This window comes from Donghicola sp. (genome assembly GCF_025210255.1).
GTDB classification, from domain to species: Bacteria; Pseudomonadota; Alphaproteobacteria; order Rhodobacterales; family Rhodobacteraceae; genus Donghicola; species Donghicola eburneus.
The window spans coordinates 69883-94650 of sequence record NZ_JAOARZ010000035.1 but is presented as its reverse complement, the minus strand read 5'-3'; the positions used below and the strand labels follow the sequence as shown (position 1 = coordinate 94650).

At 58.9% G+C, this 24768-nt stretch carries 22 protein-coding genes; 8 read left to right on the top strand and 14 right to left on the bottom strand.

The window, feature by feature from the left end; all coding sequences use genetic code 11:
- The 10 genes from allE to N4A58_RS16125 form a co-directional block, all read right to left on the bottom strand.
- Entirely contained in the window at window positions 1–738 is a 738-nt protein-coding gene (gene allE, locus N4A58_RS16170) for a (S)-ureidoglycine aminohydrolase (RefSeq protein ID WP_293711306.1), read from the bottom strand.
- A complete protein-coding gene (locus tag N4A58_RS16165) occupies window positions 735–1859 on the bottom strand; it encodes a M20 family metallopeptidase (RefSeq protein WP_293711303.1) in 1125 nt (374 codons plus the stop codon). Before N4A58_RS16165 ends, allE begins: the two co-directional genes overlap by 4 nt.
- 3 nt (window positions 1860–1862) lie before the next feature.
- Window positions 1863–2801, bottom strand: coding sequence for a polysaccharide deacetylase family protein (locus tag N4A58_RS16160; RefSeq protein ID WP_293711301.1), 939 nt, complete (start codon window positions 2799–2801; stop codon window positions 1863–1865).
- Between the two features lie 4 nt (window positions 2802–2805).
- Window positions 2806–3705 carry a polysaccharide deacetylase family protein gene (locus tag N4A58_RS16155; protein ID WP_293711299.1) on the bottom strand — a complete coding sequence of 300 codons (900 nt, stop codon included), beginning with the start codon at window positions 3703–3705 and terminating at the stop codon, window positions 2806–2808.
- Window positions 3702–4436 (bottom strand): aspartate/glutamate racemase family protein, encoded by a 735-nt coding sequence (locus N4A58_RS16150; RefSeq protein WP_293711297.1) that lies wholly within the window; start codon window positions 4434–4436, stop codon window positions 3702–3704. The genes N4A58_RS16155 and N4A58_RS16150 overlap by 4 nt, the downstream gene beginning before the upstream one ends.
- Before the next feature lie 34 nt (window positions 4437–4470).
- The gene (locus tag N4A58_RS16145; RefSeq protein ID WP_293711295.1) at window positions 4471–5283 is read right to left on the bottom strand and encodes an ABC transporter permease; all 813 of its coding nucleotides are present in this window, start codon (window positions 5281–5283) and stop codon (window positions 4471–4473) included.
- A complete protein-coding gene (locus tag N4A58_RS16140) occupies window positions 5280–6134 on the bottom strand; it encodes an ABC transporter permease (RefSeq protein ID WP_293711293.1) in 855 nt (284 codons plus the stop codon). The genes N4A58_RS16145 and N4A58_RS16140 overlap by 4 nt, the downstream gene beginning before the upstream one ends.
- Window positions 6131–7189 (bottom strand): ABC transporter ATP-binding protein, encoded by a 1059-nt coding sequence (locus N4A58_RS16135; RefSeq protein WP_293711291.1) that lies wholly within the window; start codon window positions 7187–7189, stop codon window positions 6131–6133. The genes N4A58_RS16140 and N4A58_RS16135 overlap by 4 nt, the downstream gene beginning before the upstream one ends.
- 3 nt (window positions 7190–7192) lie before the next feature.
- Window positions 7193–8224, bottom strand: a complete 1032-nt coding sequence (locus N4A58_RS16130; protein ID WP_293711289.1) for an ABC transporter substrate-binding protein — start codon at window positions 8222–8224, stop codon at window positions 7193–7195.
- Between the two features lie 115 nt (window positions 8225–8339).
- A complete protein-coding gene (locus N4A58_RS16125) occupies window positions 8340–9983 on the bottom strand; it encodes a thiamine pyrophosphate-binding protein (RefSeq protein ID WP_293711287.1) in 1644 nt (547 codons plus the stop codon).
- Window positions 9984–10283: 300 nt separating this feature from the next.
- Between N4A58_RS16125 and N4A58_RS16120 the strand changes: the two genes are divergently transcribed.
- Together N4A58_RS16120 and N4A58_RS16115 are read left to right on the top strand one after the other, a co-directional pair.
- A complete protein-coding gene (locus N4A58_RS16120; protein WP_293711286.1) occupies window positions 10284–10826 on the top strand; it encodes a sigma-70 family RNA polymerase sigma factor in 543 nt (180 codons plus the stop codon).
- Window positions 10823–11575 (top strand): anti-sigma factor, encoded by a 753-nt coding sequence (locus tag N4A58_RS16115; protein WP_293711284.1) that lies wholly within the window; start codon window positions 10823–10825, stop codon window positions 11573–11575. The genes N4A58_RS16120 and N4A58_RS16115 overlap by 4 nt, the downstream gene beginning before the upstream one ends.
- A 105-nt stretch (window positions 11576–11680) precedes the next feature.
- Here N4A58_RS16115 and N4A58_RS16110 read toward each other — a convergent pair whose 3' ends face one another.
- The 4 genes from N4A58_RS16110 to N4A58_RS16095 all read right to left on the bottom strand — a co-directional run bounded on the left by N4A58_RS16110 (window position 11681) and on the right by N4A58_RS16095 (window position 18109).
- Window positions 11681–13324 carry a BCCT family transporter gene (locus tag N4A58_RS16110; protein ID WP_293711282.1) on the bottom strand — a complete coding sequence of 548 codons (1644 nt, stop codon included), beginning with the start codon at window positions 13322–13324 and terminating at the stop codon, window positions 11681–11683.
- Window positions 13325–13407: 83 nt separating this feature from the next.
- Window positions 13408–13821 carry a universal stress protein gene (locus N4A58_RS16105; protein ID WP_293711280.1) on the bottom strand — a complete coding sequence of 138 codons (414 nt, stop codon included), beginning with the start codon at window positions 13819–13821 and terminating at the stop codon, window positions 13408–13410.
- 523 nt (window positions 13822–14344) lie between these two features.
- On the bottom strand, window positions 14345–16705 hold the full coding sequence (locus N4A58_RS16100) for a DUF1989 domain-containing protein (RefSeq protein WP_293711278.1): 2361 nt from the start codon (window positions 16703–16705) through the stop codon (window positions 14345–14347).
- Between the two features lie 60 nt (window positions 16706–16765).
- Entirely contained in the window at window positions 16766–18109 is a 1344-nt protein-coding gene (locus tag N4A58_RS16095; RefSeq protein ID WP_293711277.1) for an NAD(P)/FAD-dependent oxidoreductase, read from the bottom strand.
- Between the two features lie 178 nt (window positions 18110–18287).
- Between N4A58_RS16095 and N4A58_RS16090 the strand changes: the two genes are divergently transcribed.
- From N4A58_RS16090 to glnT, 6 genes are all read left to right on the top strand, one after another.
- A complete protein-coding gene (locus tag N4A58_RS16090) occupies window positions 18288–19583 on the top strand; it encodes an ABC transporter substrate-binding protein (RefSeq protein WP_293711276.1) in 1296 nt (431 codons plus the stop codon).
- 24 nt (window positions 19584–19607) lie between these two features.
- A complete protein-coding gene (locus N4A58_RS16085; RefSeq protein ID WP_293711275.1) occupies window positions 19608–20246 on the top strand; it encodes an XRE family transcriptional regulator in 639 nt (212 codons plus the stop codon).
- A gap of 198 nt (window positions 20247–20444) precedes the next feature.
- The gene (locus N4A58_RS16080; protein ID WP_293711274.1) at window positions 20445–21335 is read left to right on the top strand and encodes a glutamine amidotransferase family protein; all 891 of its coding nucleotides are present in this window, start codon (window positions 20445–20447) and stop codon (window positions 21333–21335) included.
- A 4-nt stretch (window positions 21336–21339) separates the two neighbouring features.
- Window positions 21340–22023 (top strand): GXGXG domain-containing protein, encoded by a 684-nt coding sequence (locus N4A58_RS16075; RefSeq protein ID WP_293711273.1) that lies wholly within the window; start codon window positions 21340–21342, stop codon window positions 22021–22023.
- A 10-nt stretch (window positions 22024–22033) separates the two neighbouring features.
- Window positions 22034–23359, top strand: a complete 1326-nt coding sequence (locus N4A58_RS16070) for an FMN-binding glutamate synthase family protein (protein WP_293711272.1) — start codon at window positions 22034–22036, stop codon at window positions 23357–23359.
- A 60-nt stretch (window positions 23360–23419) separates the two neighbouring features.
- Window positions 23420–24736: a type III glutamate--ammonia ligase gene (gene glnT / locus N4A58_RS16065; protein ID WP_293711271.1), complete on the top strand. Its 1317-nt coding sequence runs from the start codon at window positions 23420–23422 to the stop codon at window positions 24734–24736.
- The last annotated feature ends 32 nt before the right edge of the window (window positions 24737–24768 follow it).

The window sequence follows — 24768 nt, the reverse complement described above, 5'->3', positions numbered from 1 at the left end:
TCATCGCGGCTCCAACGGAGCGCGATTGTAGTTTTTGTAGATCAGGTAGCGCGAAGGTTCGCGGCCCAAAGCACCAAACCACTGCGGCACGTGGGGTCCCATCCAGATGGCATCGCCAGCCCCAACAGGGTACCACTGATCATCCAAGCGGTAGACACCGCCACCGTCCAGCATAAGAAGCCCGTGTTCCATAAAATGGGTTTCCACATAGGCTAGCGACGCGCCCGGATGGAAATTCATGATATTGAATTCACCGTCAAAACCAGCGTCCGTCGGCAACATTTTTTGCACCATCAACCAGTCGTCACCGCGCAGAGCAGTGCCTTCGATGTCCGCGACCGCACCGAAAACCGGTGCGGGAATGTCGCCTCGGGCCAAGAACCGCCACTCAAACAGGACAAAAGAGGCACCAACAGACGCGTTCAGAGTCAGCGGTTCATTTGGCGGCAGAAATGCGTATCCATCCGGCTGCAGCGTCTGGCCCATCGCAAAGCCAACCTCTCCCTGAAGCACAAAGATGAACCGCGCGATGCCTTCGGGCGCTGGTGGAATATCAGTCAGACCATCCACACAGCGGACCAGTCCCATGGCAAATTTCGCACCCATATCTGGAGTGATCAGATAGGCCAGCTCTGCGCCTGGCCAGTCGGGCTGGGTGATCCATTCGTGGCTTTCTGGCGTCAGAAGCGCGTGGTTTCGTCGGATATCCGAGCGGGTTTGTCCAAAGCTAGGTTTCATGCGGTCTCTCCAGTGGGGCGCGTGCCCGCATAGGTCAGTATCAAGTCGCGCAGCAAAACCATGCGGCGCGATAGTGGCGAGACGAGGATATGTTCCTGCGGCGAGTGCCAATTATTGCCAATCGCACCAAGGCCATCGAGTGTCGGCACGCCAGCTGCACAAGTGAAGTTGCCATCGCTGCCCCCTCCAGAACGGGTTTCGATCATGGGAGCGTCCATTGATGCGTTGATCTGGACTGCGCGGGCGAACATCGACAGAGTTTCCGGCGTACGGGCTAGGCTTGGCTTTTCGATTTCACCTGACAATGTGATCGAGACCGATGGATCATCCGATTTCAGTGCCCGCAACGCATCTTCGACCGCATGCCCCAGGGCGTCATCGGCAAAGCGCACATCGATATCGCACGCCGCGTGGCCTGCGACGACGTTTGGTTCTGTCCCGCCGCGCACGCGGCCGACATTCACGGTAGTCTCTGTAGCCAAATCGGTCATCTGCTCCAGCTGCCCAATCGTCCGTGCCATCTGCAGGATCGCCGAGCGCCCATCGGCAAAGGCTGAACCTGCGTGGCTTTCGACCCCGTGAAAATCGAGCGTGTACTTGGCGCGCCCCTTGCGAAAGGTGATTGCCTCGTCCCCGCGAGCGGGCTCTGGGATAAGAGCCGCGCCCATCTTGCGCGCCTCTGCTTGGATAAGGGCGTGCGAGGTCGGAGAGCCGATCTCTTCGTCCGAATTGTAGATCAGCGTGACGGGGCCGGGCAGCGCCACGCCTCTGGCCACGATATCCTTCATCGCGCAAAGCGCTAGGAAACCGCCGCCTTTCATATCCGCGATACCGGGGCCGTATTGCCGATCTCCATCGCGGCGGATCTCAACGGTCCCCGGCGCGCAGACTGTGTCGATATGGCTAGTGACCAAGACGCCCGGTCCATCCCCGCCCGCAAAACGGGCGATCAGATGATCGCCCATACCATCCCGGCCAGCGACCCGCTCTATCACGCAACCAAGGGGTTCCAGTTGCGACTGGATCAGGTCGACGAGCTTTGCAATCCCTGCAACGTCACCGGTCGGAGTGTCGATCTCGACCCACTCTAGCAGGCCCTCTAAGATATCTTCGCTCTGCATGGGTTAGCTCAGGCTGTCTTCGTAGTCTTGCCAGATGCTCGGGGCGAGCTTCAGAGTTTGCTCGGCGGGGTGCGCCTTGTGCCAATGATCCGCGATCTCGGACCCGGTCGCAGCCCACACACCGGGGTGCGCCATTGCATCTCGCAAAACGGTTGCAAAGTTCTCGAACCGGTGCCCCCATCCCGAACGCGCAGGCGAAACACACATGTTGAAGTAACGGCCACGGCGGTACTGCGCGCGGAATTCAGCCCGCCAGTTGTTGAGCAGAGCTTGCGGACGTTCGAGGCCGGTCCCTTCGCGCGGGAACATCAAGAAGAAGGTATCATCAAAATGGTAGTAGTAGGGCAGGGCCAGCAATGCCTCGGCCTTGCCGACATCGGACACCCAGTAGTAGGGCGCATCATCCGCTAGACCGTTGCCAAAATAGCTATAGCCGCGCGCCCTGAGCAACCCGATTGTGTCGTCCGTGGCGCAGCCGGTGGCCGCCCGATCGTCAGGGCGTGACAGGGCAAACCAACCCTTGGGCGCTGCGCCTATGGCGTTGGTCAGAATGGCGGTGGCCCGGTCCATGTGCTCTGCCTCTTGGCCTGCGGCCAACAAAGACGGATCCTCGCCATACAATCCTTGGGCCGCGATCTCGTGACCGTCATCCAGAATGCGGTCAAAGATGTCGCGGTAGCTTTCGACGATCACCGCTGGGGCCGCGAAGGTTGCCTTGATGTTAAAATCTTTGAAAAGGTCGAGGAAGCGATCCAAACCTTCGTTCAGACCATAATGCCATGTGGGATAGGCCAGATCCTTGGCAGTGATGCCTTTGCCCGCGCCGGCGGGATTCAAATTGACGGTTAGTCCCAGCGCCATGTGCTGACCACTGGGCCAAGAGACCGCATCGTCGCGCATCCCGATCTCGTCAGAGGTGGTGTAGAAGTCTTTCCAAGGCATATCGTTACTCCGCCTCCGCCAGAGGGTGATGCATCAGGATGTGCTGCGCCAGTTCATCGCACGTCGGGAACCAGACGCCGGGCAGGGTTTTCATCCGCTGGATCAAGCGCTGGATCATGTCGACGCGCATGGCGTGACCCGACACGAAGGGATGAAGCAGAAAGTTTACGTAACCGCCTTGCTTGTACTGCTGCAGGAACGCGGACCACCAGATTTCGAACACCTCGTCCACGTCCATCACGCGCTGAGCATCATTGGGCGTGTCGAGCCAACCAAAGCTGAAATACATCGCGTCGTCCAAAGCGTAGTGAAACGGCAATTGCAGGATCGGGTTCTGCCCGTTTGAGTCAAATTCGTAGAACGGCATGTCACTGGCCGAGGTGAACGAATTGTAAACCACACCTTTGGATTTCAACAGCGCGGGTGTGTGACTGGAACGTGTCCCCGTGATGGGCTTGCCTTGCACGGCGCTTAGCGCTGCCAAAGTGCGGGTGAGGTGAGCATCCTCGACCACTGGATCGGCGTAGACCTCGTGCTCCCACATATGGTCTGCCAGCTCGTGCCCGTTCGCGACCACGTCTTTCAGTGCCTCTGGGTATAGCTCGCAAATCCGGCCAGGGGTAAAAAGAGTGACCTTCACGTCTTCGGCGTCAAACATCTCCATGATCCGCCAGACGCCGACACGTCCACCGAACTCACCCTTGGCTTTTTGCCCCCAAGGCTCGTTCAGCAATCTGCGCAGCAGCATCGCGTCAAAGTCTAGGGTAAAGTTCACCGCGATTTTGACACCCTCGGGGTAAGCGAAGTCGGGAATCGGGATACGGCGGCTCCGCTGGAAACGAGCCGTCTCAACAAGGCTCAGGAACGGGTCTTGAGCCGAAGCGGTGGGATCTGGGGAAGTCATTCCGCACTCCGGGTTGTGGTGGTGAAAGATGCGCGCGGCAAACCCGCGCGGTACAGAACGGCCGCCTCGGCCGCCTTGAGGCCAGCGATAACCGGATTGATGACCGGTACGCCCACTGCGGCGGTCAGCTTTTCCGGCAAGCCTGGGATGAATGACAGCGCAAAACAGCCCAGTACGAGCACATCTGCGCCTTGGGCGACACAGCCTTTGGCCCGTGCCACGATCGCAGACAGATGGCGATCGGGGTCGCGGTTCAGATCGGCGACAGACCCTCCAATGGTGACCTCGGAAACGAAACTCCCCTCTATCCCGATGCCGCGAATGCGGCGACGCAAGCCCTTGGGCGTGGGGTCAGACGACAGCACCGAAAACCGCTCTCCAAGCTGCGTTGCCGCCAAAAGCCCCGCCTCTCCGGGTCCAATAACGGGGAGGCTCGAAACTTCGGTCAACGCGTCCACTGCAGGGTCACTAAAGCACCCGATCAGAACGGCATCGTATTGGTCGGACCATTTCGATGCTGCACCGCGAAGGGCCGGAAAAACCATCGCTGCGTCCGCCGCTGACTCGATCGCATCGGGGCCGTCGTCGGGCGAATTGATGAAGACCGCAGCCGAAGGCGCCCATCCGCGCAGCATCTGAAGACGGCGCTCGACCACATCCGACCCGGCGGTGCGATGCAGGGGGCTGGCCAGTTGATAGAGCACACGGGGGGTGGCCGATGAAGAAAGCATCGGGGAACGTCCTTTGATCAAGGGTGGGTCGGGATCAGAAAGCGCGCTGCAATCCGACAAGTTTCTGGACAAGCGCCACGCCGCCAATCGAGAGCAGGATCGACAGGGTCGCAGCCGCTGCCGCTGTGGGCTTGAACTCGTAGGTCAGGAAGTCAAACAGCGCGAGCGGCAGGGTGTTACCCCCTAGCGGTTTCAGCAGGAGCGAGATGGTGTAGAGATCGAAGCTGTTAATAAAAGCAAAGATTCCTCCCATCGCCAGCCCCGGCATCACGAGCGGCAAGATTACCAACCGAAAGGTCTGCCATCCCGTCGCTCCGAGACTGGCCGACGCTTCCTCAAGCGAAGCGGGCACCTGACGGATTGCCGCCGCGATCGACACGTAGGCATAGGGGAAGGACATCAAAATGTGTCCCATCTGCAGGCCCATGACAGTCTTTGCCATCTGAATTTTGTATAGGAAAAACAGCAGGCCAACAGCGGTCAGCAACTCTGGCACCAAGAGCGGCAGGGTCATGCCCAGTTGGAACCAGCCTGACAGCTTGCCCGAGATCACCTGACCAGCCATCGCCGCCATCATCGCGACGGTCATGGTGACCACCGCTGTAATCGCACCAATCCGAAGAGACATCAGAAGGCCATCGACCAGATCTTTGCGCTCGAAGAACTCGACATACCAACGCCAAGAGAAGCCTTGGGGCGGGAATTCAATCATCATACCGTTGGTGAACGACGCGCCGATGATCATGACCAGCGGAGCCATCAGGAAGGTGTAAAGCAGGACGATCAGGATACCAAAGCCGATGTTCACCGGCTTTTGGTTGGAAAAGGTGTTGGTCATCTCGCTCATGCCTTGGACCTTTCCATGAGACGCGACGTGAGGGCGGTAAACAGACCCACGACAAGAATGGTAGAGACCGACAGCACGATGGCGAGCGCAGAGCCAAAGGGCCATTGGAAGGTGCCCGTCAACTCGCCGATGATGAGCGTCGGCATGTAGCTGACCATTTGCCCGCCAAGCAGCGCAGGGGTCACATAGGCGGCCACCGCCAATACGTAGACGAGGATCATGCCAGGATAGATGCCAGGAAAGCTTAGCGGTAGGATGATGTCACGGAACACTTCGCGGCGCGTTGCGCCCATCGAAGACGACGCCTCGATCAAGGTCGGTGAGATATTGCGCAGCGCGTTATTGATCGGCAGCACCATGAACGGCACAAACACGTGCACCAGCGCGAGGATCACCAGACCTTGGGTGAATAGCAGCCGCAGGGGGCGTTCGATCATCCCGAGTGCGAGCAGCGTTTCATTAAGTGGACCGTTCAGTGCGGCCGCGATCATCCAACCAAAATTCCGGACCAGAACACCTGTCATCAACGGGGAGGCGATGCAGGCATAGAGGAAAACAGCCTTCAGCCCTTTGGCTTTGGACATGTGCCATGCGATCGGATAGCTGACGATCAAGCAGAGCAGGGTTACCGCGCCCGCAGTCAGCAGCGAACGTCCTAGCACCCCCCAGTAATAGCCGTCACTCAGAATGCGGTCGTAGTGCATCGTGGTGTAGTCATCACCAAAGGGTTCTGACTGGCCAGGGGTGCGAAAGCTCATCTCGATCATGTTCGTGATCGGCAAGATCATAAACACAAAGATCAGAGCAATCGCAGGGATCGCGAGCAAGAGTTTCGGGCTGCGCAGGCTCATGGCGCGACCTCTGGCATCAGCCACGCGTGGCTGTGGTCAATCGCGATGCCAACCTCTTCGCCGGGTGCGACCTGATGGTTCGGCGGCGCAGTCAGCTTCAGGACAGAACCATCCTGCAAGGTGATTTCGCAGTGCAGCGCTGCACCTAGGAAAGCGGACTTGGTCACTTTGCCTCCAAACGTGCCAGCACTAGGCGAGGTCAATTCCAACGCCTCGGGGCGCAAGAGCAACTCAGCGGGGCCAGCGATGCCAGGTACGCCGCTCAATTCAAGCTTTGCGCCGGCTGCTTTGATCTCGTAACGGCCATCTCCCATCGGGATAACGGACTGACAGGGGATGAAATTCGCTTCGCCGGTGAAGTCAGCGACATAACGTTCGACCGGCTTTTGGTAAATTTCACGAGGTGTCGCGAACTGGGCCACGCGGCCTGCCTTCATCACGGCAACCATGTCGGACATTGCCATAGCTTCGGACTGGTCGTGCGTAACGTAGAAAGCCGTGATCCCAGACCGCTGCTGCAGATCGCGGATCAGCCAGCGCACTTCGTCGCGGAGACGCGCATCAAGGTTCGCGAGCGGCTCGTCCAACAAAAGGAGTTTCGGTTTCAGAACCAGAGCACGGGCCAAGGCGACACGCTGCTGCTGACCACCAGAAATTGCGCGCGGCAAGCGGTCGCGCAGACCATCCAGCCGGACCAGTTTCATCACGTCGTGAACGCGGGTCTCGATCTCTGCCTTGGGCAGCTTCTGAAGTTTGAGCCCGTAGCCGATATTCTCGGCTACGGTCATGTGCGGGAACAATGCGTAGTTCTGAAAGACCACGCCGAAACCGCGACGGTTGGCAGGGGTCCCGAGGATAGATTCCCCATCTACTGTGATTTCCCCGCCATTTGCCTCGAGAAAGCCGGCAAGACACCGCAAAGTGGTGCTCTTACCGCATCCAGAGGGCCCGAGTAATGTCACCAGTTGGCCGGACTCGGCCTTGAGTGACACGCCATCGAGCGCAAGAAAATCCTGATACCGCTTGCGCAGATCCCTGACTTCAACCGTCGCCATAACTTAGATTGTCCGTTCCCAGAGGTCGTTCAAGCCCGGCATGATTGCGAGCGTTTCGTCCCAGTCAAACCGGATGGCTTGGCTGACAACTTCGGGCTGCAGTGGCCATTTCTGTAGCTCTTCGGACAGCTCGACTGTCTTGTTGGTCGGTGCGATCAGCCAGTTTTCCGCCATCCACAGCTGGATTTCCGGGGACAGAACGAAGTTGATGTAGTCAAAGCCCAGCTGCTTGTCGGGGCTGTTTTCGAAGACCGAGAACGAGTGGTCGAACACCAGCATGCCTTCTTCGGGGACGACATAGTCGATCGGAATACCGGATTCCTGCATCGCTTTGACTTCGCCAAGATCGATGGGCGCGACAGCAACCTGACCCTGCGACAGCAGCGGTGTCAGCTGAGCCGAGTAGCCGATCTGCGGGAACGGACCCAGCTCCTTGAACTTCGCAACTGCAGTTTCGATGTCGTCGCGGCCCGAACCAAAGTGCTCGCCCGCCCACATCGCCATCATGGTCGCGGCAGAGTTGGTGATTTTATACAGACCCAGCTGGCCGCGGAAGCGTTCGTCCCACAGATCAGCCCAGCCTTTGGGCGGCTCGTCCACAAGGTCGGTGCGGTACGCGATGACCAGCGGGGCCAGCATGCCGGTGACAGCGGTGTTGCCCTTGAGGATTGCAGGTTCGATCACGTCGGCCATGTTCGGCACGTTCTCGGGTGTCAGTTCCGCAAAGTAGCCGTCGTTGCGGATCATCGCGGTGTACTTTTCGTTCAGCATAACGGCAGGGAACGGGGGATTCTCGGGGCCCGCAGCGCGGAAGTTCGAGATCCAAGCCATGCCCAAACCGATGTCCAGATCGAAATCCTTGCCAATCTGTTCAGCAAACTTGGGCATCACGTGCTGACGCCAGTCATTCTCCCAGCGGCCGCCGAACATGTTGACGATAAAGGTATCGGACTGCGCCAGCGCGGGCATCCCGATCGCCCCCAGCGCAGCAGCGCCTGCGGACGTCTTGAGGAAATTACGTCGAGTGAAGGTCATTGATGGATCTCCTGTTGGGGAACATTATTAGCGGGTCAGTTGCGCGTTTGGGAGGCGTAAGCTGCAGCCGCCCTATTTTACCCACCGGGGAGGCGGCGGGATTCGGTTGCGGGCCTTACATCTCGATCTTGTCAGGGTCGAGACGTAGGTCGATCAAAAGGGGTTTGCTCCGTTCGGCAATGGCAGTGCAGGCGGCACTCAGACTGCTTTCGTCGGTGACCCGGACGGTGGTAAATCCGAGCGTCGCGCAAGTGTCGGCAAAGTCGATGCGCGCAATCATCGACAGCTCCGGGCTCATGTTTCTGTTAGTGAATTGAACGTGTTCCGCGCCGTAGCTACCGTCATTACAGATAATGACGATCAGGTCGGCTTGCTGTTGAACAGCGGTGACCATTTCGCTCAGACCAGACAGAGTAAAACCGCCATCACCCGCGACCAAAACCGTGGGACGGTCCGTGATTGCAGTCGCGGCGCCGATCGCCTCTCCCAAGCCGCAACCAATCGCACCGAAATGCGAGGTGTAGACCAGATCTGCAGGACGGGTCACTGGCAGGTTGCGCCAGGCTGTGGTGACAAATCGGCCCAAGTCAGCCACCAGAACACGGTCTTTGGGCAGGGCCTGGTGCAAGCGCCTTAGGGCAGGGACCATATCAACCGTACCTTGGGCGGTCGGAGCAGCCTGCGGCAGGGTCGCAAAGGCGGCAGCCTCTGCTGTCAATTTCTCGCCTAGATCAGCCGTCGCGCCAGAACCGGGGATATCCGCCATGTCCAAAAGCTCGGTAAAGGCACGGGCTGTTCCAGCGATATCGCCAATGATCCGCACAGACGGAATATCGAGACGCGGCGTTTCCTCGGCGTCGGGCAGGATTTGCACGACCCGCTTGCCCTTGGTGTAGGCACGCTCTTCGGTGGTGTGTTTACTCAGGCTTGCGCCAAAGGCCAAAATGCAGTCGGACTGCATGATGACCTCTGTCGCAGTTGGATGGCTGAGACCGCCGCAGATACCGATATTAAAGGGCTCGCCTTCGAACAGGCCCTGCGCTTTGAGAGTGGTAGCGAGTGGGGCTTCAATCCGCGCGGCCAGCTCTATCAGAGCAGCCCGTGCTTCGGGGCTGCACGCTCCGCGCCCCGCAAGGATCAGGGGCCGGCGCGCCGAGGCCAACATGCCCGCGGCATCTTCCAGCGCATCGCCCGAAGCAGGCGCGGCCGTAAAATCTGGTACGGGCATCGCGTCAATGTCGGGGCTCAAATCCTCCCACATCAGGTCAACGCGCATGTTGAAAACGACAGGGCACCGATGGTGGGCCGCGATCCGGAACGCTCGGCTCAGATCCTCGATCGCAGTGTCAGGGCTGCGCATTTCAATGAATCGCGCACCGGTGCTGGCAACAACTTCGCGCTGGTCGATATTCTGCAGGTGCTGCAGATCGCCGGGCTTGGTATCACCGCACAAGACAACAAGAGGGATGCCGCCGCGCGCCGCCTCGGCCAAGGGTGTAATAACGTTGGTGAGCGCGGGACCATGTGTGATCGTAGCAACGCCAGTGCGTCCGGTCGTCTGTGCAAACCCGATTGCGGCCAAGACAGCGTTTGCCTCGTGGGTGCACGCCACATATTTCCCAAGGCTGCCTTCGATATACGCATCCACCATGAAGAGGTTGGCATCCCCGACCAAACCATACAGGTGTGTCGTCTGGTGAGCGGCCAGCGCCCGCGCCAATCCTTGGTGTAGTTTCATGGTATGTGCCGTATCTTTCATGTCTCGCCGCTGGCTGAACTCTGTGAGTGAATCAACATTATGCCGCAGCGCATCGCGACAAAAGTTCAAGTTACTCTCATTAAAAGTTCTGATAAGTGAACATTCCGGAACCACCTCACGGCAAAGGAATTTCCGCTTCGCATGCGGTGTCGCTTGCAAAAAAATCACAACTTGGCCGGCCGTGTGGTGTTCTGGAAAACAACCCGTGATTTGACAGAACGCTGGCGGGCCAATAGCCATTTGGGAACTGCGCGTCGGGATTGATCTCCTGAGCATTCCCAAACAGGAGCACTGTCCCGAGTGACACAACAAGCCATAGATCATGCGCAATTAATCTGCGCTTGCGCGGCAGGTGAGCGCGCGGCTCTCAAAGGCCTGCTGGATGCCGAAGGCGGACGTATGCTGGGTGTTGCCAAACGGATGCTGAAACGGACAGATCTTGCCGAAGATGCGGTTCAGGATGCCTTGGTGCTGGTTTGGCGTAAGGCCAGCCAGTATGACCCCGAACGTGGCAATGCGACCAGTTGGCTCTACACCATCTTGCGTAATAGGTGCCTGACAATGCTGCGGAACGAGGCCAGAGAGACGCCGACCGCACCCGAGGCGATTGACGAAACGATCGACGACGGCGTGCTCAACACCGCTTGGGATCGTCTTGAATCCACTTCCGACCTGAAACGGTGCCTTGCGGGGCTCGATTTCGACACGCGCCGCGCAATCCTGTCCTCCTATGTCTTGGGCCACAGCCATGGAGAAATTGCGGGACGCATGAATGCGCCACTCGGATCGGTAAAATCATGGGTGCGGCGCGGACTGGTCAAGTTGCGGGAGTGCATGACATGACAGATCGCTCTCTTGGACTACTGATTGACGAGGTTGCGCTCGGGCTAGCTGACGACGACGATGTTGCGCGGCTCGAAGCTATGGCCGCCGCAGATCCTATTGTCGCCGCGCGACTAGATCATGCACGCGCAACCTTTGCTCTACTGGACGACACCGCTGATCCACTGCCGCTGCCCGACGACATTTGGAAACGGATTGACCAAAGCATCGACCTTGCCGAAGCCGAGGCGGCTCCGGTCGCTGCGAACGTGTCGGGTCAGCGCGCCTCCAAGACCGAAGAAAGCAACGTTGTCGAGCTCGGCGCCGTGCGCGCGCAGCTTTCGCGCTGGCGTCTGTCCGCTCTTGCGGGGCTCGCTGCCGTGGTGGTTTTGGCCGTTGCGCTGTCTTGGACCGTGATGTCCCCCAAGAACCCAGCTGTCATCGCAGTGCTGCTTAATGATCAAGGAGACGCCGTTGCGCTGATCGAGGGACGCCCCGACAACACCACACGCGTTACCCTGCTAGAGCGCCCGGATGTTGCTGCCGATCAGGTCATGCAGGTCTGGACAAAACCGGATGCTGACGGCCCGCCCGTATCCTTGGGCCTGCTAGAAACCGGAGAGTCGCGCACCTTGACAATCCAAGGCCTGCCCGCGCCCAACGCGCAGCAGCTTTACGAGATCACGACCGAGCCTGCAGGTGGGTCGCCCACCAATTTACCAACCGGACCGATCCTTGGCAAAGGGTTGGCAAAAGAGCCTGTGATCTAGACTAAACGGCTGCGAAAAAACAGACTGACAGCTACCGATTGAACAATAAAAAGCCCTCTCCGACAACACGCCGGAGAGGGCTGAGTTCTTACGAAAGAGCTGTGCTTACTTCACTTTGCGCTCTGCAAGTAGACCTTTCCAGATCGCCCAACACATGACCAGCAGGACCACGGTAAAGGGCAGACCGGTCGAGATCACCATCGACTGCAGTGACTGCAGGCCACCCGCCGACAGCAGCAGAACGATCGCAACAGCACCTTCAAAGATGCACCAGAACACTCGCTGGGGCACGGGCGCGTCGACTTTGCCGCCTGCCGTGATCGTATCGATCACCAGCGAACCCGAGTCCGACGAGGTCACGAAGAACACGATGACCAGCACGATACCGATCAAGCTTGTGATCTGGGTTAGGGGCAGAGCGTCCAACATCTTGAACAGCTTGAGTTCCAGAGGCGCATCTTGCGCGGCAGTGTAGCCGTCTTGAATGACCTGCTGGATTGCCACGCCGCCAAAGACCGACATCCACAGAACACAGACCAGCGACGGGATCAGCAGAACACACACAACGAATTCACGCACTGTGCGGCCACGGCTGACGCGGGCGATGAACATGCCAACGAAGGGCGACCAGGAGATCCACCAAGCCCAGTAGAACGAGGTCCAGCCTTGGCTGAAGTTCACGTCTTCGCGGCCAATGGGGTTCGACAGTGCTGGCAAGTAGGTCAGGTAAGCCGCCAGGAAATCCACAAAGCCAGTCAGGATGGCAATGGTCGGTCCGGCGATCAGCACGAACAGCAACAGCAGTGCTGCCAGACCCATGTTGATCTCGGACAGAACTTTGACGCCCCCGTCCAGACCACGCACAACCGAGATCAGCGCGATTGCCGTGATCATCGAGATCAGTACGACTTCGGTTGTCGAGCTTACGGGAATGCCGAACAGTTCGTTCAGGCCCGCATTCGCCTGTGTCGCGCCAAAGCCGAGCGAGGTCGCCAGACCAAAGAGCGTTGCAAAAACCGCCAGAATGTCAATCACGTGGCCGGGCCAGCCCCAGACTCGGTCGCCAAGGATCGGGTAGAACGCCGAACGGATCGTCAGAGGCAGACCCTTGTTGTACGAGAAGAGCGCCAGTGCCAACGCAACAACCGCGTAGATCGCCCAAGGGTGCAGGCCCCAGTGGAAGATGGTCGCAGCAAAGGCCAGCTCGATTGCGGCTTGCTCGTCACCAGCCGCCGCGCCGAGCGGGGCCCAGTCGGTACGGACGCCGCCTTCGGTCGCGGTGCCGCCAATGGACGATGCAAAGTGGCTCATAGGCTCGGACACGCCATAGAACATCAGACCGATGCCCATACCGGCGGCAAACAACATCGCAAACCAACCCATGTAGGTGTAGTCCGGACGCGCATCCGCGCCGCCTAGGCGTACCTTACCAACCGGCAGCACGATCAGCAGCAGACAGAAGATGACAAAGATGTTCGCGGCTCCGAGGAAAAACCAGTCAAAGCCTTTGGTGACTGCGCTAAAACTCCAGCTGAACACGGCGCCTGCCTGATCCGGCAGTGCAAGCGCGTAAAAGACGAATGCAATCACGCACATCCCAGAGATCAAGAAGACGGGATTGTGTACATCCAGCCCGAACGGGCCAATCTGTGTTTCAATATTATCCTGACCGATTTCATAATCGGTATCGATAATCTGGGACTTCCCTTCGGGTTCCGGGATCCCCTGATTTTCAGTTGTTTCGGCCATACATGGCCCCCCATTTTTTCACTATTGTTTTACTGTTCCCAGGGATCTTAAGTCCCACGGGCCCTGTTGGTTCCGCTAACAATTCAACGAACCACCATCACCGACACTTTTGCGCGGCGCGCGATCGTGCCGCCGTTGGACGGCCAGATGTAGTCTGTGAGGTTCGGAATGTGGCTGGCCATTACAACCAGATCCGCACCACATCGGTCCAGTGCGTCCAGCAGCGTCGGGTCCAGATCGGTGGACGGATCGTGACTGGTCATCGCCAAGCTATCCGTTGAAATTCCAGCGTTTTCGCCCTGAGCAGCGGCAAAGGCAGCGAGCTTTTCCGAGAATTCCTGCGGTGTGTGCGCAACGGAGCTAGGGGTCGCCGCTGCGACGCCGACATAAACGACCGTTGCCTTGTAGTGCGTTGCCAGATCCGCCGCGCATTGCAGCGCACGTTCTAGCTTGTCTGCATGTGCCAGGTCGACCGGCACCATGATTTTTGTGAACAAATTTGTCCCTCCTGCTGATTGGACCAGCACGGCGGGCGCACTGGTCTGTTCGGTCTTGGCCGGTAGGCGATCCCGCCTGGTCCTTGCGCCACTGGCCGCTCAAACACCCCAAAGGTGCGACGTCTTAGAGAGTTTTTATTGGGCGTCCTCTGCGTGAAAGGCACAGACGCCATAGACCTTTGATATAGCCTAAAGGTTTTGTGACAGGACTTAAAAGCGACACTTCTTGGTCGCTCAGCGATTTTCGGTCACAGTTTCGTGACAGATCGTTAGTTGCCTGCTCCGACCAGTGGTCCCTGCAAACGCTATATTTCACAGTATTTTTCGAACCCAAGCCATTGCGTTTTCAGGCATCGACCCTCTCGGCGACGCGCCGGCCGTATGCAATAAGCGAGCTTGGGTTACAAGTGCAAGCCGCCGCGCTGTCCGGCCACTTTCGGCGGACAGCGCGACAGCTCATACATCACAAAGGATATATCAGCGCCTGTTGCCTGCACTGGGCAAGGCAAGCGAGAGCCGCGCTTCAGCTGCGCGGCCGGGATTTTCGCGGATCGTAGTGGGGGAAGGGCGCGATTTTGGCCGCATAGCGTTTCAGGTGACCATCCAGTTGGCCGACCTCCACCTCGGTCCCGACATCCGCATGCGCCACGTCGACCCGCGCCAGCGCGATCCATTGCCCCGTCCGAGGAGACCGCATAGCCGAGCAAACCTCGCCGATTTGCGCGCGGCCAATCCGAATGCAATCGCCGTGGGCGATGGCATTCTGCCCTTCGACCTCCAAACCTACGAACTTCCTCGACGGATGCTCTTTGCGGCGGAGCAGCGCATCGCGCCCGACGAAATCAGTGGTTTTCGATTTGAGCGGCACTGTGAAACCGATCCCTGCTTCGAACGGGTCGGTTTGGTCAGAGAAATCATAGCCCGCAAAAACCAGCCCACTTTCAATCCGCACAAGATCGAGCGCAGCCAAACCCATCGGCTTAATCCCCATGGGCTGTCCGGCCGCCCAGATTGCATCGAAAATCGCGGCACCGTCTTTGGGGTGGCAAAAAACTTCGTAGCCCAATTCACCCGTGTAGCCCGTCCGCGAGATAACAACAGGAATTCCTTCGGAACCACCAAGGCGCGCAGGCGTAAAGCGGAACCAGCCCATCTCGGTCAGGTCTGTGTGATGAGGCGCCGTCCAAAACAGCGATGTGATCAGCTCGCGGGACTTCGGGCCTTGGACCGCCAGATTATGCATCTGATCTGTCGAGGAGCGGATCATCACGTTCAGGCCCAAACGCGCGGCCTCTTCGCGCATCCATGCTCCGCCCACATCCGATCCGCCAATCCAGCGGAAATTCTGCGGCCCAAGCCGGAAGAGCGTACCATCATCCACCATACCCCCGTGCGGATAACACATGGCAGAATAGACGACTTGGCCCTCGGCCAGTTTTTCCACATTGCGCGTCAGCACCCAGTTCATCAACGCTTCAGCATCTGGGCCCGTCACCTCGAATTTGCGCAGTGCGGACAGGTCCATGACGACCACGTCCTTGCGGCAGGCCCAATAGCTTTCGACCGGATCACATTGCGGGAAAGAGTTTGGCAGCCAGAATCCGTTATAGTCGTCAAAGTCTTGGGTCATTGCGGCAAAGCGATCGTGAAAGGCGCTCTCGCGGGTCATGATGGGATCCTCGTCAGGGGTCGGGCGCCACGCGGTCGCGCGGCTAAACCGCTCTGCGCCGTCATATGTGCGCACGTGAATTTCGGTCAGCAGCCAGCCGTTCGCAGGGGATGTGTCGTCGGGGCAGGCCGAGGACACGCAGATCAGGTCAGTCAGCGCCCGCAGCAGAACATAGTCACCAGGACGCGACCACGGCTCGTCGGAATACATGACGCCGTGCTCATCAATGCCGGTGTTGAAAAAGAAGTTGGCCGCCATCCAGCCCGGTCGTGCGGGCACGCCATACTGGGCCAGCGCCCCATTGAAGTTGTCCGAGCAATTCAAATGACCAGGATACCCGATATCGTCATAGTATTTGGCATTGCAGGCCAGTGCAAAGGCGTCATGGCGCCCGCAAGTGTCCTGCACCACTTCGATCAAAGGGGTAAGATCGTGGTCGAAATATTTTCCATGCAAGCCGGGCATGGGGTAGCTGTGCCCTTGGATCGTGCGGGTGGTGGTCACATCCAGAGGGTGGAAAATACCCTTGTCCACCTTGCGCGCATCAAAGGCTTGGAAGTCCGTACACTGCCGTCCGTCCACGTCCATGATCTGGATGTAATCACCCTTTTTCACGCGATAAGCCCGCGCGGTGGCAGAGGCCACGCGCAGGTCGAGCACCGGCTCGGCCAAGGGATCAGGCAAAGCGAACGCACCTGACTGCCGTGCGGTGGCTCGGGTTAACGTCACTGCAAGCGGGGTCGCAGTGACCTGCGCCTCAAAATCAGGAGCGGGGCAGGGGGCCGTGATTAAAACCCAGCCATCAGCTTGCGAAGCAAAACTTTCTGCCGTGCCTGCGGGTGATGTGGACGAGAACATTTGCAACGTTTGCGCACTGGAAACATCAATTCCGCGCTCAACCAGACCCGCTTGTAGGCGCGGCATATCAGCAAGCGCAGCACGCACGCCAGCTCCCTGCGCATTTCCAGCAGCCCCAAGGATTGCCGGATCGCATCGCCCATCACGGTGCGCCGCCAATACCTCGCAGATCTGGCCACCTTCGGTATTGCGGACGACCAGCCTGTCGCCAGCCTTGATTTCGATCAGCGCAGCGCCGCCACCTTGCACGGTGTAGCGCTCTTCTTTCGGGCCAAGCCCGTAGGCGGCCGCACGCCGCGGGACGGAGCCACGCGGCGGGCCGGGCCGGAACGGCTGACCAATCTGGTCGAGGATCATAGCATCTCTCTTTGCATGAAAGGTGCCTCGGGCCGATCAGGCCCGAAGCGCAGGTCTTGCTTAGTTTTGCAGATAGACTTCAAGGCTATCGTCCAACGCATCTTTCCACGGGGTGTGATGGACGGGCGCTTCGGTGCCGGTGATGACCGACGTGTACGAATTGTTGCGGAAGCCCATAATGTTCTCGGCCTTGTGCTTCTTCCACTCAAAGAATGCCTCGCAGGCACCATCCACGTTGAAGGACGGATAGTCAGTCTCAGCGACAAGCTCTTTGATGTAGTCCGCCTGATACTTTATGGCGTATTTGGTGTCGTCCGAGGCCTCTTCGCGCGCTTCGCGCTCTGCCACGTCAGCCATCAGAACCTGCTTGTCTGCGGGGATCTCGATCCGGCCCATGATCGCGTCACGCACCCACCATGCCTGAGCATCAAACATATTAAAGGTGAACCACTGATCCTGCATACCCAGATAGAAAAGCTTAGGATTGTGGACATAGGCCACGCCTTTGTACAGGTCCGCGGTTGCCAGACGGTTCGCTGTCTTGAGCCGCAGATCATCTGGCAAGAACGGGAAATAGTGGCGATAGCCGGTGCACAGGATGATCGCGTCGATATCCTTGGTGGTGCCGTCCTTGAAATATGCCGTTTTGCCTTCGACACGTTCAAAACCGCCTTTTTCCTCCCAGTTGTCGGGCCAATCAAAGCCCATGGGGGCCGAGCGATAGCAGGTGGTGATCGAATTCGCGCCGTACTTCCAGCACTGGGACCCGATGTCTTCCGCCGAGTAAGACGAGCCCATCAACAGCACATCTTTGCCCTCGAACTCGCGGGCATCGCGGAAGTCGTGCGCGTGCACGATCCGGCCATTAAAGCGGTCAAAACCGGGATATTCAGGCACATTGGGCGAAGAGAAGTGACCAGACGCCACAATCACGTTGTCAAAGCGTTCGCGGGTCACGGTGTCTGACTTCATATCATGGACGGTGACCTCGAAATCGCCCTTGTCGGCGTCGTATTCGACCCAACGAACAACGGTCGAGAAACGGATCCAGTCACGCACATTCGCCTTGAGCACGCGGCCTTCGATATAGTCGAATAGTACCGCGCGGGGCGGGTAGGATGCGATCTGCTTGCCGAAATGCTCTTCAAAGGAATAGTCGGCGAACTCCAAACCTTCTTTGGGACCATTCGACCACAGGTAGCGGTACATCGAGCCATGCACAGGCTCGCCATTTTCATCGACGCCGGTGCGCCACGTGTAATTCCACAGACCGCCCCAGTTCGACTGCTTTTCAAAACATACGATTTCGGGGATTTCTGCGCCCTTTTGCGCTGCGGATTGGAAGGCTCGTAGCTGAGCAAGTCCCGAGGGGCCCGCGCCGATGACTGCAACTCTTTTGGTCATGTCGTCTTCTCCATGTTGGCTCGCTTATTGGTGTGAACCATTTTTGTGAATTGGTTCTTTTGGTTGTTACTGGTGTGGGCCAAAAATTTAATGGTGGTCAACAAATTTTCTTTGGGAGAGAATAATTGTTGGGAAAACCTACCCCGGACTGTCGTGTTTTTAGGCGTGAGGTAAGAAGATGAGCGCAGCCTCCTTGGCACAGCGACTCGCCGTGTCGGGCAGCTTGCCTCGGCTCAGCGTCCAGATGCGGGCCGCTGTGCGGATCGGCATGCTGGTCCCCATGACCGGCCCAGAAGAGTTCTGGGGCCGTCCAGGCCTGAAGGGCTGCCAGATTTGGGTGGATTGGATCAACGAACGCGGCGGCATGATGATCGGGGGCCGCCGCCATCTCGTCGAACTCGTCGCCGAAGACAGCGCGCATGGCGAAGAGGCGACGCTAGAAGCGGCCCGTCGCATGGTCGAAACCCAAAATGTTCGCCTGATGCTGACGCTCGGCGGACCGAACATGGGCTTGGCCTTTGCCTACCTGATGGAAAAAAAGGTACTGACTGCCACGCTGCTGCCGTCTGACCTGTCGCCGGATCACCCGACGCTGATCGCTCCGGCCGAGGTGCACCCCTTCTTTAACGTCACAGGCGTCGAATGGCTGGCCCGCGCCCACCCCGACGCACGCCGCATCACGCTGTGTTCGCAGCAAGATCCACTGGGACTACCGTCACTTGCCACCTACCGTGCCGCGTGCCGTGTGGCTGACCGCGATGTAGTGGCTGAAGTCCTGTATGATGACGACACCGCCGATATCGACGCCATCGTTGCCGAAATGATGGCGTCGGACCCAGATGTCCTGTGCTGGTGCAGCTCGCCGCCCCCGACCATCGACGCCATGACCCGCGCTGCCTATCGCGCAGGCTTCAAGGGGCGCATTCTGGCCTGCACCTGCGACACCTATCGCGACCTTCTGGAAAGCACAGCCCCCGAATTTATGGAGCGGTTCACCTTCCAGTTTCCAGATTTTGACGATCCAGCTTTGGACGACGCGGAATTCTTTTTTCGACAGCCCAAAGCCTTCTTTCAGACATACACGCAACGATTTCCGAATGAATGGTCCGCCGTGAGCTGGGAATATGCGTCGATCCTCGACATCTGGCACGAGGCGGTCGAGACAGCCGCCAGCCTCAGCACCTCTCCGGTTCTGGCAGCGCTAAAACGCGGTCGGCACATGCCTCATGCCTTCGGGATGGCGAAATGGTGGGGGGACGACGTTTATGGCATCGACAACGCCTTGGTCGGCGATTGGCCCGTCGTGTCCATCAAGGGAGGAAAAGCCGTGATCGAAGAGTTCGGCTCCGTTCTGGATTGGCTCGAAACCCACAAAGACATCCTGATCGAAGAGTTGGGCAATGTCGGGCAGCTCTGGCATCAGCGGGGAAAACCCGACCTTGTCAGTGCGCTCGCGAGCGCAGACGAACAATAAAAGCAAACAAGACAGAGTAGGCCCTTGGAAAAGAAGACAGGCACCGCCCCCCTCCGCCAGAACCCTCATGCCATCAAGGAGCAGCGGGAAAAGAACCTAGAAGTCGCGATTGGCCGTCAGGTCCGCGAGTTGCGCAAGCGGCAAAGGCTGACGGGGGCTGATCTGGCAGGGATGACGGGACTATCTGTCGGGATGCTGTCCAAGATCGAAAACGGCGTCATCTCTCCGTCGCTGAACACAATCTCGGCTCTGGCGAATGCACTGAAGGTGCCTCTGATCCAGCTGTTCTCGGGCTACGAGGAAACACGCGGCTGCATGCATGTCAAAGCAGGCGAGGGCGCAGAGATCGAACGCGAAGGCACCCGCGCAGGCCTTCAGTACAATCTGCTCGGCCATATCGGGTCTAATAATTCCGGCGTGGTAGTCGAACCTTATCTGATCACGCTGGACGAAAACTCACACTTCCAGACCTTTCAGCACGAAGGAATCGAGTTCCTCTATATCCTCGAGGGTAAGGTGAATTACCGACACGGCGACCAGCGCTATCTATTGGAAGAAGGCGACTCGCTGTTCTTTGATTCGGATGCTCCCCACGGCCCTGAGGAGATCACGAGCCTGCCGCTGCGCTACCTGTCGATCATTACCTATCCGCAGACACGCTGATTGGTCCAATAGTGGACCAATCGCGGTTCAATCCATACGCGCACCCAAATTTTCGCACAATTCTTAGGCACAAAAGCTTCATTCCGAGCAATTTTCCGGTGGAGAGATAAACTTTCCTGTTGGGAAAATAAATATCCCGCTACTAAAGGGTCAAGGACGCAAGCTCGCGTCTCGTCTTAAGTCACAAGGAGACCCCCCATGTGCGGCATTGTTGGCCTATTCCTGAAAAAGGACGACCTGCGCCCCAAGCTGGGTGACATGCTGACCGATATGCTTATCACCATGACTGACCGCGGCCCCGACAGTGCGGGCATTGCGATCTACGGTGACGAAGCGGCGGGAAGCACCAAGATCACCGTGCAATCGGACACCCCCGATATTGCCTTTGCAGGACTGGAAGCTGCGCTGAACGAAGCGCTAGGCGCCACCGCATCGGTCAAAACAGTCGACACCCACGCCGTGATCGTTTTGCCTGTCGAGAAACAGGATGCAGCGGTTTCTTTCCTCGAAGGAAAGGGCCTGCGGATCATGGGCGTTGGCTCGTCGATGGAAATCTACAAAGAGGTGGGCCTGCCCAAGGACGTTGCAGCGCGATTTGGTCTGCGCGACATGGGTGGCAGCCACGGCATCGGCCACACCCGCATGGCGACTGAATCTGCCGTGACGACCATGGGCGCACACCCGTTCTCGACCGCCGATGACCAGTGTCTGGTCCACAATGGCTCCCTGTCGAACCACAACCAGATGCGCCGCAAGCTGGCGAAAAAGGGTGTCTTCACCAAATCGGAAAACGACACCGAAGTGGGCGCAGCCTATATCAGCTCGCGCATCGCAGAAGGTGCCTCGTTGGGTCAGGCGCTGGAAGGGACCATCGACGATCTGGACGGCTTTTTCACCTTTGTGACTGGCACTAAGAATGGTTTTGGCGTGGTCCGTGACCCCATCGCCTGCAAACCCGCCGTCATGGCCGAAACCGAAGACTACGTCGCCTTTGCCAGTGAATACCGCGCCTTTGCGGACCTGCCGGGCATCGAGGCCGCCAAAGTCTGGGAACCCGAACCCGCCACCGTCTACTTCTGGGAGCGTTGATCCGATGACCACTCTGGATATGTCCACCACCCCCCTGCGCGAGGTCAACGTGACCCTGCAAGAGGCCGCGAAATCCCAATCGAACAGCGCGTACGAGATCACAAATCCTCGCGGAAGCCACGCAGTTGCTGTGGGCCTTGATGGCCCGCTGTCGGTCACGATCAAAGGCTCGACCGGTTACTACTGCGCGGGCATGAACAAATCCGCGACCATCCGCGTTGAAGGCTCCACTGGCCCCGGCGTTGCGGAAAACATGATGTCCGGCGAGGTCGTGATCGAAGGCGACGCGTCCCAGTATGCAGGCGCGACCGGCCATGGCGGTCTGCTGAATATCAAGGGCAACGCGTCTTCCCGCTGCGGCATCTCAATGAAGGGCATCGACATCGTCGTCCACGGCAACATCGGCCACATGTCCGCATTTATGGCGCAAAAGGGCAATCTGGTCGTGTTGGGGGACGCGGGTGACGCGCTGGGGGACTCGCTGTACGAAGCGCGCCTGTTTGTGCGTGGCTCCGTGAAATCTCTGGGTGCCGACTGCATCGAAAAAGAGATGCGCCCCGAGCATCTGGAAATCCTCAAGGACTTGCTGGCCAAAGCCGGCGCGGACGCGAAACCCGAAGAGTTCAAGCGCTATGGCTCGGCCCGCAAGCTCTACAATTTCAACATCGACCACGCCGACGAATACTGAGGAGCGCGACATGGACAAGACACCCCAAACCGATCCGCGCCAGAGCTGGACGTTTTCGAACTCGGTAAACTCTGAAATCCGCCGTGCCGCTGCAACCGGCATCTACGACATCCGTGGTGGTGGCGCGAAACGCCGCGTGCCGCACTTTGATGACCTGCTGTTCCTTGGCGCGTCGATGTCGCGCTACCCGCTCGAAGGGTACCGCGAGAAATGTGACACCTCGGTCACCCTCGGCACCCGTTTCGCCAAGAAGCCGATCGAGCTGAAAATCCCGATCACCATTGCGGGTATGTCTTTCGGCGCGCTATCCGGCCACGCCAAGGAAGCCCTTGGCCGAGGTGCGACAATGGCGGGCACGTCGACCACTACTGGCGACGGCGGCATGACCGAAGAAGAGCGCGGCCACTCGGAAAAGCTGGTCTACCAGTACCTTCCCAGCCGATATGGCATGAACCCTGACGATCTACGCCGCGCCGATGCGATCGAGATTGTCGTGGGGCAGGGTGCCAAACCGGGCGGCGGCGGTATGCTGCTGGGGCAGAAAATCACCGAACGTGTGGCTGGCATGCGCGATCTACCCGTGGGCATCGACCAACGCTCGGCCTGCCGTCACCCCGACTGGACCGGCCCCGATGATCTGGAGATCAAAATCCTCGAGATCCGCGAAATCACCGGCTGGGAAAAGCCGATCTACATCAAGATCGGTGGTGCACGCCCCTACTATGACACCGCTCTGGCGGTCAAAGCAGGCGCGGATGTAGTCGTTCTGGACGGCATGCAGGGCGGCACTGCGGCGACCCAAGACGTGTTCATCGAGCACGTCGGCCAGCCAACTTTGGCATGTATCCGTCCCGCCGTTCAGGCGCTTCAAGATCTGGGAATGCACCGCGAAGTGCAGCTGGTCGTCTCTGGCGGCATCCGTTCTGGCGCGGACGTGGCTAAAGCGCTGGCTTTGGGCGCAGATGCTGTCGCCATCGGCACCGCTGCGCTGGTCGCACTAGGGGACAACGACCCCAAGTGGGAGGCCGAATATCAAGCCTTGGGATCGACCACAGGCGCCTATGACGATTGGCACGAGGGCCGCGATCCTGCGGGCATCACCACTCAAGACCCAGAGTTGATGAAGCGTCTGGACCCAACCGCTGCGGGCCGCCGTTTGCGCAACTACCTGAACGTGATGACGCTGGAGTGCCAGACCATCGCGCGCGCTTGCGGCCACAACCACGTGCACAACCTTGAGCCAGAGGATCTGTGCGCCCTGACCATGGAAGCCGCCGCGATGGCGCAGGTTCCGCTGGCGGGCACCAACTGGTACCCCGGCAAACCCGGCTTCTAAGAGACACGCCAGAGGGGCCAAAGAGCCCCTCTGCAACCAACAGGGAAAAGGGATAATAATATGAGTAAACTCGCGAAATTTGCCGAAGAGAACGGCGTTAAGTACTTCATGGTCTCCTACACTGACCTGTTCGGCGGTCAGCGCGCGAAACTGGTCCCCGCCAGCGCCATCGCGGATATGGAAGAAGACGGCGCGGGCTTTGCCGGCTTTGCCACCTGGCTTGATCTGACGCCCGCTCACCCCGATATGCTGGCCGTGCCCGACCCCGACGCGGTGATCCAACTGCCTTGGAAACCCGATGTTGCGTGGGTGCCCGCAGATTGCGTTATGGAAGGCGAGCCCGTTGAACAAGCGCCCCGCAACGTGCTGAAAAAGCTGATTAAAGAGGCATCTGCAGCAGGCCTGCGCGTCAAGACTGGCATCGAAGCCGAATTCTTCCTGCTGACGCCCGAGGGCGACAAAATCTCGGACCCCTTCGATACCGCAGAGAAACCCTGCTATGATCAGCAGGCGGTCATGCGCCGCTACGACGTGATCGCTGAAATCTGCGACTACATGCTGGACCTCGGCTGGGGCCCCTACCAGAACGACCACGAGGACGCGAACGGCCAGTTCGAAATGAACTGGGAGTTCGACGACGCGCTGGTGACCGCCGACCGACATTCGTTTTTCAAGTTCATGGTGAAATCGGTCGCCGAAAAGCACGGTCTGCGCGCGACCTTCATGCCCAAACCGATTGAAGGTCTGACTGGCAACGGCTGCCACGCCCACATTTCGGTCTGGGATATGGACGGCAAGACCAATGCCTTTGCGGGCGATGCGGGCGGTCAAATCGGCGAGGTCGGCCTGTCAGAGCAGGGTGGCTTCTTCCTTGGCGGGATCATGAAGCACGCCGAAGCCTTGGCCGCGATCACCAACCCCACCGTGAACAGCTACAAACGGATCAACGCCCCGCGCACCATGTCGGGCGCAACCTGGGCCCCGAACACGGTGACGTGGACCGGCAACAACCGTACACACATGGTGCGCGTTCCCGGCGCTGGCCGTTTCGAGTTGCGCTTGCCTGATGGCGCAGTGAACCCCTATCTTCTGCAAGCCGTCATCATCGCGGCGGGCCTGTCGGGCATCAACGCCAAGGCCGACCCGGGCAAGCGTTGGGACATCGACATGTACGCCGAAGGCCACACCGTCACCGACGCCCCCAAACTGCCCCTGAACATGCTGGACGCGATCCGCGCATTTGACGCCGACGAAGGGCTCAAGTCAGCTTTGGGAACCGCCTTCTCTGCGTCCTACATCAAGATGAAGCATCAGGAATGGAACGCGTTTGTCTCGCATTTCTCGGCTTGGGAAAAAGACAACACGCTCGACATCTGATCCGGTGATCCATCCCATCCGGGGCAGGTTCC